Consider the following 13,407-nt stretch of genomic DNA (forward strand, 5'->3'; position numbering starts at 1 on the left):
TTACTTGACCACTACAGTATGTCTCATCCCCGTTTATTCCCACGCCATCGTTTGGCGATCGCTTGCATGCTTGCCACTGTTTCCAGTTTCTCTTTTGCTGAAAGTCAGTGTGATGTTTCGGATCTTCAGCTAGCTTCTGAGCTTGTTTTGTCTGTTTCTGCAGCGGACAACAGCTGTTATAGCTCTTGGTTCTCAGCTTCGGAAAATTCATTAAATAATATCTACAGTGAAGCTAACCTAAGCCGTATTCAGGTCGCGCTGAACTCAGAAATTACCCATTATCGAGGTGAATCGGAACAAGCTCGTAAGCTCGAAAACCTTGGTGAGTTTGTTCGTGCAGCTTATTACGTTCGCTATAATGCGCAAGCAGACAATTTTTCTGAGGCGTTGAGCCAGCGGTTTGCTCAATCGGTCAATGCTTTTCTTGCGAATGCAAATGCACTAAACCAAGGTCGTGAGCAAGTTGGAGCTATGAAAAGTTTGACGCTGATGGTCGATAACGTTAAGCAATTACCATTGACGATGGACGCTCAACTTGCGGCACTGACCCACTTCAATAGAGAGACCGCGCAAGACTCACAATGGGTCGACGGGTTAAGTAATCTGTTTCGAGCAATGGCGGGTCACGCAGCTAGAGATAACTTTTACGATTATATGGCGAGTCATACTCAGCATATCGATACGCTTGCAGCGTTCGCTCGTGATAACTCTTGGGCATTGGATACTGATGCAGGCTTTCTTGTTTATAACGCAGTCCGTGAAACCGGTCGCTTGCTTGCAAGCCCAAACAAAGAAACTAAAGATAAAGCGTTACGAGTTATGCAGCAAGTGATGGCACAAAATCCGCTTGGCAGTGAGCACGACAAACTTTGGTTGGCCGCTGTTGAAATGATGGGCCATTATGCTCCTGAAGGCTTGAACGGATTAGATATTGAGGAAGCAAAACGTGATGTAGCCATGCGTATTCTTCCTAATCGTCATGAATGCCAAGGGCCTGCCATTATTCGCTCTCAAGACTTGAGTGTGTCACAAGCTATTGAAGCGTGTGATGTGTTGGCAGCGAAAGAGGCAGAGTTTCATCAAGTGGCGAATACTGGGCAACAACCCGTCGCCGGCGATAACAACAACCACGTTGAAGTGGCGGTATTTGGCAGCAAAGGTAGCTACACCGATTACTCTGCATTTTTGTTTGGAAACACTACCGACAACGGCGGTCAGTATTTAGAAGGAAACCCTGCAGAAGTGGGTAACGTGGCACGTTTTGTAGCTTATCGTTATGCTAACGGCGATGACCTTTCGATTCTTAATTTAGAGCATGAATACACCCATTATCTCGATGCTCGTTTTAACCAGTATGGTTCCTTTAGTGATAATTTGGTTCATGGCTATGTCGTGTGGTGGCTAGAAGGTTTTGCTGAGTTCATGCATTACCAGCAAGGTTACGATGCCGCTGTTGGTTTGATTAGTAGCGGGAAGATGAGTTTGTCGGATGTGCTTGCGACCACTTACTCGCACGATTCTAATCGTATTTACCGATGGGGTTACTTGGCAGTGCGCTTTATGATGGAAGAACATCCTCAAGAAGTACAGAGCTTGTTGGCACTGTCTCGTGCTGGCAAATTTTCAGAATGGGCGCAACAAGTGAAAGTGCTTGGGCAACAATACAATGGTGAGTTTGAGCGTTGGCTAGACACCGTTTCAAGTGAACCAACAGAGCCGACTGATCCCACAGAACCTACAAATCCAACAGACCAAGCCATAGTGCTTGCAGCAAACCAAGGTGTAGTGTTGAACGGCGAGGCGTACAGTGAGCAGTTGTTCTACGTCGATGTACCAGAGAACACCACGCATTTTGAGGTTTCGATTGAAGGTCATGCTTCAGGCCAAAGCCAAGGTGATGCTGATCTTTACATGAGCTACAACAAAGAAGCGCATTACTATGACTTTGAATTTAGCCAATATGATAACGGCAATAACGAGCTTGTCACGTTTGAGCCAGAGACATCAGGTTATATCAAACCGGGTCGCTACTACATGAGTATTGCGGGGCGTACTGATTTCAAGGATGTGACACTGTTGGCTTCGCTAGAAGCAGAAACGCCAACACCACCCACACAAGAACAAGATGATTTAACACCAGTGATCTTCGAATCGGGTCAGGCTCAAACCCTGACTGTGCATCAGCGACGTTATGCCGCGGTTTATGTCCCACAGGGCGTGCAGGAGGTAAGAGTGTGGTTGAATGATAAGAATACCGAGCACCAAAATCGAGGTAACGTTGATCTGTTTGCCAGTCACTCCTATTGGCCAACGGCAGGACAGCATGACTATGTCTCTGATTACCGTGGTAGCAATGAGTACCTACAAATCCCTGTAACAAAGGAAGGCTATTTACACTTCCTACTCGGTGCAGAACAACAAGGTGATGATGTCGAGATGTTGGTTTATTTTCATTAATAAAGCAGCATTAGTAAGAACTGCATTCAGCAAAATGCCGTTAGCTAAAAAGTCACCGAGCTAAACGATTTAAATATCAGGTAGTTCGATAGATAAAAAACCGGGCATTAACGTCCGGTTTTGCTATGTCTACTTTATGCAGACACAAGGCCCCTCGCTCTTTCTCCGTTCTTGTTTTGTAGACTGGGTATCTAATTCGTTCAGAAGTGTTACTAATTCGAACACCTCCTAAATTGTCAATGGGCGACATCGTCAACTAACTATGTATGTTGTGAGTAAGTGAGGACAGCATCCTACATAATGGATTATCACTCTTGATGAAGTTTCGATATATTTTTAATCGATGGCGCGGAGTTTGTTGTGAATCAAGATTGTTAATTATGATTCATAAATAACAAGAATGTAGTCTAATGTGAACATATCGACCTAGTTTTGAAATTGTTAGTGTAGAAAATCAATAGGTAGATATCAGGCATGAGTGCACTTGGAGTCGCAAATTACATTGTTTAATAATAGGTGGAATGATGAGTAACAAAAATGCAACAGAAAATAGAGTTGTTGATCAGCAGGTTGGTGTGAGCCGACGCAAGTTTATGTCAGGCTTGGCCGTTGCTGCGGCAGCTACCCCTTTGGTGTCTATTGCTGGTGACTTGGATCTTGATCTTGGTGAAGCGATTGCATTAAAACCTAATGAAAAAGGACCTTACGATGTTGTGATTCTAAATGGTCGTGTTATTGATCCAGAAACGAAATTAGACGCTGTTCGCAATCTCGGAATTATCAAAGGACGCATTGCTGCCATTTCAGAGAAAACATTGCAAGGAGCAAAAGTTATCGATGCTTCTAACCTTATTGTAGCGCCTGGTTTTATTGACTTACACGCGCATGGTCAGCAACTCCCTGCTGCTTGGATGCAAGCCTTTGATGGCGTGACAACGGCTCTGGAATTGGAGTCTGGGGTGCTTCCAATTGATATGGCATATCGTGATGTAGCTGAAGAAGGTCGCCCAATAAATTATGGCTTCGGTGCTTCATGGGCTTTTGCTAGAGCATTAGTTTTGGAGAAAGATATTCCACCTGCGACAGGAAAAATGTCTTGGTTCCAACAGGCTTTTTCTTACACAAATTGGCAAAACTCAATTCCAACAGATCAAGAGTTAGAACGTATTTTAGCGTTGGTAGAAGAGGGTATTTCACAAGGTGGCATTGGTATTTCAATCAACGCAGGCTATGCACCGGGCATGGGTAGAAAAGAGTACTACCAACTATCTAAAATGGCTAAAAAATATAATATGCCGACGTTCACTCATGATCGTTACATGAGTGTTTTAGAGCCGCAAAGCTCATTTGAAGCCTTAGGTGAACAGATAGGGTTAGCGGCTATTACGGGCGCACATATGCATGTTTGTCATATTAACAGTGTATCGAATCGTGATTTGAAGGCTGGCACCGACCTATTAAAAGAAGCACAAGCGAAAGGCATTCCTGTTACGGTTGAATCATATTCGTATGGCGCTTTTTCAACCGCGATTGGTGCGGAGTTTATGCGTGGGGATGATTGGTTACAACGTTTTGGTAATACTGATTATGGGACAGTAGAGTTGTTGGGTAAACCTATGACTAAACAAAGTATTATTGATCTACAAGAAACAGCGCCAGGCAGTCCTATCAACTTTCATTTCTTGAGTGAAGACAAGTCCGCAGAAGACCAGGCTTTATTGGATCTTGCCGTTTTATATCCTGGTGGGGCAATCGCTTCTGACGGTATGCCGTGGTTAGATGGCAAAGGTACCATTCTTGAAGGTGATATTTGGCCATTGCCTGCTGATGCGTTTGCGCACCCAAGAAGTAGTGGGTGCTTCTCTCGATTTGTGCACAAATGGATTGTTGAACGAGAAAGCATTTCATTGTTAGACGGACTAGCAAAAACATCTTTGATACCAGCAAATATCATTTCTGAAGCGGTGCCTCAGATGAAGAAAAAAGGCCGTATTCAAGTAGGTTGTGATGCAGATATTATCTGTTTTGATTACAACAAAATTAAAGATATGGGAACGTTCACTGAGCCTGCACAACAAGCTGCCGGCCACCAGTTTGTGATGGTTAATGGTCAGCTGGTTATTGATAACAACCAGAGGGTTGAAGGGAAGTTACCGGGACAAGCTATACGTAGAAACGTTTAGTAAATAATTAGCAGGTTAGTATTTACACTGCCTGCTTTTTCCAAATTTTAGGTGAATTATGAAAAACAAACCCATCCCCGTTACAATCTTATCTGGTTTTTTAGGCGCAGGAAAAACGACATTACTGAATCATATACTTAGCAATAAAGAGAATAATAAAGTAGCTGTTATTGTGAATGATTTTGGCTCGATCAATGTCGATGCTAGCTTAGTTAAACATCAAGATAATACAATGATTGCTCTAGAAAACGGTTGTATTTGCTGTAATTTGGCCGAAGGATTAGTCGTTGCAGTAATGCGTATTATTGCGATGACAGGAGAATGTCGTCCTGAGCAAATCGTTATTGAAACATCAGGAATTTCTGATCCGATTGATATTGCATCAAAATTCAGTGAGGAAGGCTTTAAGGAACATGCACCATTAAATGCCATTATCACCACTATTGATGCTGAAAATGTTTTATCTCTAAAAGGCGACATGCTAAGTCTTGCAGAACAACAAGCAAAAGCAGCCGATCTTGTTTTGGTTAATAAAATTGATTTGGTACCCGAGAATGTGGTTCTAGAAGTACATAGATGGTGTCGAGAGCAATCTCCACTTTCTAAAATTATAAATGTACAGAATTCTATGGTCGATTTGGCATTGATATTCGATACAGAGACCTCTCCGATAGTAAATCAAGGGAATGTTATCGAGAGTGCAAAGTTAGAGGCCAATCACGCTAGTTTAAAGCATAATTTTGAAACATTTAGTTACGAAACTGAACGCCCATTAATGGTCGAGACTCTTTATCCACTGCTGGAGCGTTTATCTATGGATGTATATAGAATGAAAGGTATTTTGAACCTTGCAGAACGTTCTGACAGGCAATGTATTTTCCAATGTACAGGGCAGCGAGCTACGATAACTGTTGGCGATGAGTGGGGCAAAGATGAGGTTCGTCAATCTAGGCTCGTGTTCATTGCACCTAAAGGAAGCATTGACAAAAAAAGCCTCAAGGAAGCTATTAATAAGCATCGTGTGTGATGAAATTTTAATGGGTTAGAAGGAAAGGGTGCCTCTATTTATACCTGTTAGGGCTCAGGCCACCTTTTCTTTCAGATAATTTTTCATTCTCAAGTAACTCTGTGTTCTAATTCTGCCTTCTCAGTTAACTCAAAAACACAAGCGCGGCTGATATCTTCATCAATGTAGGCCATCCCTAGTTTATTCAGATAGTCCATGCGATCTGCAGTGCGCAGTTCAATGTCAGGGCCTGCGATGTTGTTCTCTTGATAAACCATAGCTAGGTGAGCCATGAACTGTTCGCCAACACACATCATTAGCAAGCTCATTGCCCCTACGTCCGGTCTTACTTTAGCGCGTTGCTTTTCAGATAAATTTACCTCTAATACAACAGGCTTTTCCTCGCCTTCGAAACGAACGCTGCGCTCTCTAACCGTTTGTTGTGCCCAGTAATACGCAAGCTCTTTGCTTTGAGTTAGGAAGACAGGTTCTACAGATTCGGTGTAGTTATTGCCAATCGTCGCCATTGTTTTTGAAGCGGCCTCATTGAGTGCTTTGTCTCCAGAACGTTTCAGGCCTTGCCCTTTAATTGAAGCAAGCAAGGCTGAAGATGTGCCGTGATACCAAGTATCACCCGTTGCGAAACCATTTTCTGATAGCAGCGTTTTTGCATCTTGTAGGTGTTTAGGTATTGAAGTCATAGGCACTCTCAATCAAAAAATATCAACAAACAGGAATTTCAACAAACATGAATACAGTTAGCTTAAACAGATGTTACTTAGCTGACCGTGGTGTAGAACACAATTCTTAGACTTTGAGATAAAGCCGGCAGTACAAGCTTTATCTCAAAGCCTTCCCCCGGATCTTACCTAAGTAAGAGAGAAGGGCGGGGGAGGCTTTAGTTTTAGCAGCTAACCAAAAGCGTTAGCGATTAATCAAACTGGTTAGACGTATTCGCTTCGCCCGCTGCTTTCAGTGCATTCTCACCAGCGAAGTACTCTTTGTGGTCATCACCGATGTCTGAACCAGACATGTTTTGGTGTTTAACACATGCGATGCCTTGGCGGATCTCTTTACGTTGAACGTTAGCAACGTAGCCCAGCATGCCTTGGTCGCCGAAGTACTCTTTCGCAAGGTTGTCGGTAGACAGCGCAGCAGTGTGGTAAGTCGGTAGCGTAATCAAGTGGTGGAAGATACCCGCTTCACGAGATGCGTCCGCTTGGAATGTACGAATCTTCTCGTCAGCACTTGCAGACAGTTCAGTTTCGTCGTATTCCGCGCTCATTAGGTTTGCACGGTCGTAAGCAGATACATCTTTACCTTCAGCAACCAATGCATCGTAAGCTTGCTGACGGAAGTTTAGCGTCCAGTTGAATGATGGAGAGTTGTTGTAAACCAGTTTCGCGTTAGGGTGAACTTCGCGAACGCCGTCCATCATCTCTTTGATTTGGCCGATGTGTGGCTTCTCAGTCTCAATCCAAAGTAGGTCAGCACCCGCGTTTATTGCTTCAATACAGTCGAATACACAACGATCTTCACCAGTACCTTGGCGGAATTGGTATAAGCCTGAAGGTAGACGCTTAGGTCGAACTAGCTTGCCGTCACGGTTAAAGCAAACGTCGCCTTCTGCCATATCTGCAACATCGATCTCTTCAACATCTAGGTATGAGTTGTAGATATCACCTTGGTCGCCCGGCTCTTTCACTACTGCGATTTCTTTTGTTAGGCCAGCACCTTGAGAATCGGTACGAGCAACAATAACGCCGTTGTCGATGCCTAGTTCAAGGAATGCGTAACGAAGTGCGCGAAGTTTCGCGTGGAAGTCAGCGTGTGGAACCGTTACTTTGCCGTCTTGGTGACCACATTGCTTCTCATCGGCAACTTGGTTTTCAATTTGTAGACAACATGCGCCCGCTTCAATCATCTGCTTAGCCATTAGGTAAGTCGCTTCTGCGTTACCGAAACCTGCATCGATATCGGCAATGATTGGCACCACGTGTGTTACGTGATTGTCGATTTTGTCTTGGATAAGGTCTTGTTGGTTAACGTCGCCTGCTTCACGAGCAGCATCCAGTTCACGGAACAAACCACCTAGTTCACGTGCATCAGCTTGGCGCAGGAATGTGTATAGTTCTTCTACTAGGCCAGCAACCGATGTTTTCTCATGCATTGACTGGTCTGGAAGTGGACCAAAGTCAGAGCGAAGTGCAGCAACCATCCAACCCGAAAGGTATAGGTAGCGGCGATCTGTCTTGCCATCAAAGTGCTTCTTAATAGAAATCAGCTTTTGTTGGCCGATAAAACCATGCCAGCAACCTAAAGACTGAGTGTATTGAGAGCTGTCTTTATCGTAAGCCTCCATATCCGCACGCATGATATCTGCCGTGTATTGCGCGATATCTAGACCTGTTTTGAATTTGTTTTGAGCTCGCATACGAGCAGCAGATTCAGCATTGATTGCATCCCATGGAGCACCTGCAGCGCTTTTTGCAACTTCTATCATTTCGATATCTTGTGTAATTTGCGACATAACTATTCCTTAGTTTCACGTGGGGTATGGTTGCCAAATTGGCTTGGATTAAAACTTTGCTATGGACAAAGAATAACCACGCATGTGATAATTTTGTTAATTTATAGTTATTATATTCGGTATTTTTCTTATGAATATTGCTCGTATAGACCTTAATTTGCTTGTGTATTTAGACATGTTGCTACGTGAAAGAAACGTTACACGAGCGGCAAATCAATTAGGAATAACTCAACCAGCCATGAGTAATGGACTGCGCCGACTGCGTGATCTATTTGAAGATCCGCTATTGGTGAGAACCAGTGAAGGGATGGTGCCAACCGAGCGCGCGCAAAAGTTGCAACCGCTGATTCGCAACATCTTGGCGAATGTAGAGAAGACACTGCAGCCGACCACAGAGTTTAATGCAGAAGACAGTGAGCGCGTGTTTCGTATCATGGCGAGTGACTATGCTGAGTCGACCATTATTCAGCCGCTATTGAAAAAACTGAGCGAGATAGCGCCGAAAATACGACTGGATATCATGACGCCAAGTGATGTGAGCTATCAGGATGTAGAGCAAGGTACAGTTGATATTATTATCAACCGTTTTGATGACATTCCACAGTCCTTTCACCAGATGAGCCTTTGGCACGATGGGTTCTCTTGCCTATTTAGCTGTGATAATCCAATAGCCGATAACTTTGATATTTTGTCTTATTTAAAGGCGCAACATATCTGGGTAAGTAAGACGGGGATGGGAACCGGAGTGGGGATCAACCCAAGTGAAGCACAAAAGCTGGGGTGGATAGATGAAGCATTAATGCGCATTGGTAAAACCCGTAACATCACGGTGTTTACTCGACACTATTTGTCGGCGATTCTCTTCGCGCAACAGAAGAATCTGATCCTGACCATTCCAACTAAAGCCGCGCAATTGCAGCGCAACAACCCTAATTTGTTAATCAAACCAGCCCCATTTGCTATTGAACCCTTTGAGGTGAAGATGGCGTGGAGCCCATTGTTACAAACCAATCCAGACCACCAGTGGATGCGTCGCTTGATCAAAAGTGTCGCCAATGAAATCGAAAGTGGTGTGACGGGATAACACAGTTTTTGTGGTATTTCTTTTGTGAATATCCAATATAAGCGGCATAAATTAGCTAAATTTTCGTCAGTTACGTAAATTTATTTAGTAGTCAGCGGTTAATTTGAGAGAGATTTTATGAGCAGTCGTATTCAACAGGGAAGCTTGAGCATTGATAGCACCCTCTACCAATTAATTAATGAACAGGTCATTCCTGGAACAGGCATAGTTGCAGAGGACTTTTGGCAATCTTTCGCAGCCATCCTTAAAGATCTGGCACCAAAGAACCGTGCTTTGCTTATCAAGCGTGAAGATCTTCAACATCAAATTGATGTGTGGCACCAAGAGCGTGCTGGTCAAACACTGGATGCAGCAGAGTACAAACAGTTCCTGCAGCAGATTGGTTACCTAGTGCCAGAAGGCGAAGACTTTCAAGTTACCACTGCAAGCGTAGAGCCTGAAATCGCAACACAAGCAGGGCCGCAGCTTGTGGTGCCTATCATGAACGCGCGATTTGCACTTAACGCAGCAAACGCGCGCTGGGGCAGTTTATACGATGCGCTCTACGGCACCGATGTGATAAGTGAAAGCGACGGTGCAGAGAAAGGTGGAAGCTTTAACCCTGTTCGTGGCGCTAAAGTAGTGAGTTATGCGCGCGGGTTCCTTGATGACGCCGCACCGCTGAATGGTGTTTCTCATAAAGACGTGACCAAATACAGCATCAGCAATGTGAGCATTGGCAACACGCTGACAGCAACGTTAGATAATGGCGAAGAAGTCACTCTAATTGATCGTAACCAGTTTATTGGTTATCAAGGAGATGCAAGCGCGCCTTCTTGTATCCTGCTTAAACATAATAATCTCCATATCGAAATTCAAATCGACCCGAGTGCACCGATCGGCAGCGTTGATGTGGCTGGCATTAAAGATGTGCTGGTGGAATCGGCACTAACCACGATTATGGATTGTGAAGATTCGGTCGCTGCCGTTGATGGTGAAGACAAAGCATTGGCTTACCGCAACTGGTTAGGCTTAATGAAGGGCGACCTACAAGAGTCGCTAGAGAAAAACGGCAAAACCATCGTTCGTAATCTAAATCCCGATCGTCAATACACAAGCGTAACGGGTGGTGAGATTTCATTGAAAGGCCGTAGCATGTTGTTCATCCGCAATGTGGGTCATCTTATGACTAACCCAGCGATCATTGATGCTCAAGGTAATGAAGTGCCGGAAGGCATTATGGACGGTATGGTGACATCGCTCATTGCAATGCATGACTTAAAGGGGAATAGCCCTTACCAAAACTCAACCGCGAACAGCATCAACATCGTTAAACCTAAGATGCATGGGCCTGAAGAAGTTGCGTTTACTAATGAATTGTTTGGGCGCATTGAAGATGCACTAGGTTTAGAACGCTTCACCATTAAAGTCGGTATTATGGACGAAGAGCGTCGTACCTCCGTGAACTTGAAAGAGTGTATTCGCGCAGCCAAAGACCGTGTCGTGTTCATCAACACAGGTTTCCTAGATCGAACGGGTGATGAGATCCACACTAGTATGGAAGCGGGTCCTTTTGCACCTAAAACACAGCTGAAAACCATGACTTGGATTGGCGCATACGAAGATCAAAACGTTGATCTTGGCTTAGCTTGTGGCCTGCAAGGTAAAGCCCAGATTGGTAAAGGTATGTGGCCAGAGCCAGACAACATGGCGAAGATGATGGACGCGAAAATCGGGCATCCTCAAGCGGGTGCTAATACTGCTTGGGTTCCTTCTCCAACTGCGGCGACTCTGCATGCCTTGCACTATCACAAGGTGAGTGTTCCTAGCCGTCAGAAAGAGCTTCGTGAGCGTGTGAGAGCGAACGTTGATGATATTCTTACTATCCCGCTACTGGGTAATCAAAAGCTGACAGCTCAAGATATCCAAAATGAACTGGACAACAATACGCAAGGTATTCTTGGTTACGTAGTTCGTTGGATTGACCAAGGCGTAGGTTGTTCGAAAGTGCCTGATATTAACGATGTAGGGCTAATGGAAGACCGCGCGACGCTGCGTATTTCAAGCCAACACATCGCTAACTGGTTACGTCACGGTATTTGCGAGGAAGCCCAAGTAATGAAAACCATGAAGCGCATGGCTGCAGTGGTTGATGAGCAAAACTCTGGCGACCCAAGTTACCGAAACATGGCGCCTGATTTTGAAAACAGCATTGCGTTTTCCGCAGCGTGTCAGTTGGTATTTGAAGGCTGTGCTCAGCCGAGTGGTTATACCGAGCCAGTGTTACACGCTATGCGTCTAAAATTGAAAGCGCAGGAATAGTGAAGCAACCGAATAACAAAAAATAGAATATAAAATACTAAAAAAAGAAACCCCCTTTAACCGAGCCCAAGGTGCCGCGCTTTATAGCGCGGCTTTTTTTTAATTTATTCTTGTAGTTGGAAGGGGGAAGAATGGGGCAGGTTCGTACTCACTAAGATCTAATTACTTTTGAATCTTAATAGCGACCAAAACGAGTTAACGTCGAAGCCTAACTACAGTCGAAATCTAGTTACTACCAAAACACAGATACTTAATGTCCATGTACTCATCGATGCCTTCTTTCGCACCTTCACGGCCAATACCTGATTGTTTAACGCCACCGAAAGGCGCTACCTCGGTTGAGATTAAACCATCGTTAATGCCGACCATTCCGTATTCAAGTGCCTCTGCAATGTTCCATACACGGTGAATGTTCTGGCTGTAGAAGTAAGACGCCAAACCATAAATAGTATCGTTCGCCATCTCGATGAGTTGCTCGTCAGTGTCGAATTGCATCACAGGAGCGACAGGGCCAAAGATCTCTTGCTGAACAATGTCCATGCTGTGTTTCACATCTTTAAGAATGACAGGCTGAAGGAATAGCCCATCAAGTTCTTGAGTTGGTGTTACAGGTGTTGCACCTTGTTCTATTGCTCGGTCTATTAATGCTTGGATGTTGTTCTTCGCATTCTGACTGACAACAGGACCAATGGTTACACCTTCATCTAGGCCGTTACCAACCTTAAGCTGTTGAACCGCTTGATCGAATTTAGTCACGAACTCATCGTACACTTTACTGTGAACGTAGAATCGGTTTGCACAGACACAAGTTTGCCCAGCATTACGGAATTTCGAAGCCATTGCGCCTTGAACCGCAGCATCAATGTCGGCATCGTCAAACACAATAAAAGGTGCATTGCCGCCGAGCTCCATAGAAGTGCGCTTAATGCCTTTTGCTGCTTGAGCCATCAAAATACTGCCCACACGGGTCGATCCAGTGAAAGAGATTTTTTTAATCAATGGATGTGATGTGAATAGCTCACCAATCTGTTCTGGGCTATCACCTAATACGACTTGGAGTAGATCCTTAGGGATACCCGCTTGGTAAGCCAGTTCGACCACAGCAAACGCGGAAAGTGGTGTCTCATCTGAAGGTTTCACGACAAAGCTACAACCGGCAGCTAATGCAGGTGCTGCTTTACGAGTGATCATTGCAACAGGGAAATTCCATGGCGTAATGGCGCACGCGACTCCGATAGGTTGCTTGATGGTTACTAAGCGTTTACCTGCGACTGTGCTAGGAATGGAATCACCATAAGTGCGCTTGGCTTCTTCAGCGAACCATTCAATAAAGCTTGCACCATAAACCACTTCGCCTGTTGCTTCTGCTAGCGGCTTGCCTTGTTCTATCGTCATGATTCGAGCAAGGTCATCTTTGTTTTCTAGGATCAGCTGGTGCCAGCGATGAAGTAGTGCAGCACGAGATTTAGCAGGCACCTTTGCCCACTCTTTCTGCGCCACATGAGCTCGTTCAATTGCGCTCGTTAACTCTGTTTCTGAAGATATCGGAGCATAGCCGATAAGTTCGCCCGTAGCTGGGTTTGTGACTGCAACTGCGTTGTTTGCTTCTTTCACCATAAAAGAGAGTAAGTGCTGGTTATCAATGTTTAGCATCGTGATTCCTTTGTCGTGATTACTTTAGACGTGTTGCTGATGTGCGGGTCGGTGAGTGTTCAGATCACTTTGACCAAGTTTTGATTAATCGAAGATTGTGGTCGTTAATTCGATAGTTTTGAAGTCCTTGTTTGCGAAAGCATTGTTTACCAAAGCGATATTTACCAAATTCATGCTTACCAAATCATTATTT

At 44.5% G+C, this 13,407-nt stretch carries 8 protein-coding genes; 5 read left to right on the forward strand and 3 right to left on the reverse strand.

Annotated features, from left to right (window positions below):
* The first annotated feature begins 18 nt into the window (after window positions 1-18).
* From BCT34_RS20425 to BCT34_RS20435, 3 genes are all read left to right on the forward strand, one after another.
* The gene (locus tag BCT34_RS20425) at window positions 19-2,457 is read left to right on the forward strand and encodes a M9 family metallopeptidase (RefSeq protein WP_076657319.1); all 2,439 of its coding nucleotides are present in this window, start codon (window positions 19-21) and stop codon (window positions 2,455-2,457) included.
* 524 nt (window positions 2,458-2,981) lie between these two features.
* On the forward strand, window positions 2,982-4,640 hold the full coding sequence (locus BCT34_RS20430; protein WP_076657318.1) for an amidohydrolase family protein: 1,659 nt from the start codon (window positions 2,982-2,984) through the stop codon (window positions 4,638-4,640).
* Window positions 4,641-4,698: 58 nt separating this feature from the next.
* Window positions 4,699-5,667 carry a GTP-binding protein gene (locus BCT34_RS20435; RefSeq protein WP_076657316.1) on the forward strand — a complete coding sequence of 323 codons (969 nt, stop codon included), beginning with the start codon at window positions 4,699-4,701 and terminating at the stop codon, window positions 5,665-5,667.
* Window positions 5,668-5,756: 89 nt separating this feature from the next.
* Here BCT34_RS20435 and BCT34_RS20440 read toward each other — a convergent pair whose 3' ends face one another.
* Together BCT34_RS20440 and BCT34_RS20445 are read right to left on the reverse strand one after the other, a co-directional pair.
* Window positions 5,757-6,347: a hypothetical protein gene (locus tag BCT34_RS20440; protein WP_241902814.1), complete on the reverse strand. Its 591-nt coding sequence runs from the start codon at window positions 6,345-6,347 to the stop codon at window positions 5,757-5,759.
* 230 nt (window positions 6,348-6,577) lie between these two features.
* Complete coding sequence (locus BCT34_RS20445; protein ID WP_017633361.1) at window positions 6,578-8,176, reverse strand: isocitrate lyase; 1,599 nt, start codon at window positions 8,174-8,176, stop codon at window positions 6,578-6,580.
* A 130-nt stretch (window positions 8,177-8,306) separates the two neighbouring features.
* Here BCT34_RS20445 and BCT34_RS20450 point away from each other — a divergent pair, with 130 nt between their 5' ends.
* Entirely contained in the window at window positions 8,307-9,260 is a 954-nt protein-coding gene (locus BCT34_RS20450; protein WP_061038005.1) for a LysR family transcriptional regulator, read from the forward strand.
* Window positions 9,261-9,377: 117 nt separating this feature from the next.
* A complete protein-coding gene (locus tag BCT34_RS20455; RefSeq protein ID WP_102300445.1) occupies window positions 9,378-11,561 on the forward strand; it encodes a malate synthase G in 2,184 nt (727 codons plus the stop codon).
* A gap of 225 nt (window positions 11,562-11,786) precedes the next feature.
* Here the strand turns inward: BCT34_RS20455 and BCT34_RS20460 are convergent, their stop codons facing one another.
* On the reverse strand, window positions 11,787-13,214 hold the full coding sequence (locus tag BCT34_RS20460; protein ID WP_076657312.1) for an NAD-dependent succinate-semialdehyde dehydrogenase: 1,428 nt from the start codon (window positions 13,212-13,214) through the stop codon (window positions 11,787-11,789).
* Window positions 13,215-13,407: the final 193 nt, after the last annotated feature.

The organism is Vibrio sp. 10N.261.45.E2 (assembly GCF_002875705.1).
Classification (GTDB): Bacteria; Pseudomonadota; Gammaproteobacteria; order Enterobacterales; family Vibrionaceae; genus Vibrio.

Excerpts from the sequence above, each read along its gene's own strand:
- BCT34_RS20425 (WP_076657319.1), top strand. The coding sequence starts at position 19 with ATGTCTCATCCCCGTTTATTCCCACGCCATCGTTTGGCGATCGCTTGC.
- BCT34_RS20430 (WP_076657318.1), top strand. The coding sequence starts at position 2,982 with ATGAGTAACAAAAATGCAACAGAAAATAGAGTTGTTGATCAGCAGGTT.
- BCT34_RS20435 (WP_076657316.1), top strand. The coding sequence starts at position 4,699 with ATGAAAAACAAACCCATCCCCGTTACAATCTTATCTGGTTTTTTAGGC.
- BCT34_RS20440 (WP_241902814.1), bottom strand. The coding sequence starts at position 6,347 with ATGACTTCAATACCTAAACACCTACAAGATGCAAAAACGCTGCTATCA.
- BCT34_RS20445 (WP_017633361.1), bottom strand. The coding sequence starts at position 8,176 with ATGTCGCAAATTACACAAGATATCGAAATGATAGAAGTTGCAAAAAGC.
- BCT34_RS20450 (WP_061038005.1), top strand. The coding sequence starts at position 8,307 with ATGAATATTGCTCGTATAGACCTTAATTTGCTTGTGTATTTAGACATG.
- BCT34_RS20455 (WP_102300445.1), top strand. The coding sequence starts at position 9,378 with ATGAGCAGTCGTATTCAACAGGGAAGCTTGAGCATTGATAGCACCCTC.
- BCT34_RS20460 (WP_076657312.1), bottom strand. The coding sequence starts at position 13,214 with ATGCTAAACATTGATAACCAGCACTTACTCTCTTTTATGGTGAAAGAA.